The following is a 638-nucleotide window of genomic DNA, read 5'->3' on the forward strand; positions in this document are numbered from 1 at the left end:
GTATAAAGTATAAAAGAATGAATGCGATAGAACTCCCAAGATATAATTCAAATTTTGATAAAAACATTTCTTTTGTCCAACCGTCATCTGGCAATAAAAAAGTAGCTAAAAAATTAGAAATTCCTATACCATCGTTGGCTTCAGGTATTAAACTCATCGTATAATTTTGACCTAAAGCAACACTTGAAAGAATTGTGAAAGCTATCATTGGTATTACAGCTTGAGACATTTTCATTTTTCTTTTTGAAATGAAAACTCCTGCTATAATTCCGTATAACACCATAACGAAAGTCATAAAAAACCTCCCTATTGATTCCTTTAAATTTCATTAATTGAATTTAATCACAGCACCATACTGACCAACCAAACAATAAAGTACATTGGAATTGCAACAATAATCCCCCCTGCAAGGAAGTAGCAGATAGACTTGAGAATAAACTTAAAAACATCATATATTGCTCCCGCTAAGTCATCAACAAACTTCATCACTTATAAAACCTCCCACAACTATAGCTTATTCCTCAATTTTAACATTATTTTCCTTTAGAAAATCAAAATTTATTGAGTTTATTTAAAAATGTTCATTTAAACTCTCCTGTATCATTGGCTTAATAACTTAAACAAAAATAAGCGATAAT

2 protein-coding genes are annotated in these 638 nt (G+C 29.8%); both read right to left on the reverse strand.

The features are described 5' to 3' along the window. A partial coding sequence (locus tag V7112_RS18380) for a hypothetical protein (protein WP_335422532.1) occupies window positions 1-295 on the reverse strand: 295 nt, incomplete at its 3' end. Between the two features lie 47 nt (window positions 296-342). After that, window positions 343-489 carry a hypothetical protein gene (locus V7112_RS18385; protein ID WP_335422536.1) on the reverse strand — a complete coding sequence of 49 codons (147 nt, stop codon included), beginning with the start codon at window positions 487-489 and terminating at the stop codon, window positions 343-345. Window positions 490-638 lie beyond the last annotated feature (149 nt).

The organism is Bacillus sp. JJ1566, from assembly GCF_036962685.1.
Taxonomy (GTDB): Bacteria; Bacillota; Bacilli; order Bacillales; family Bacillaceae_L; genus Ferdinandcohnia.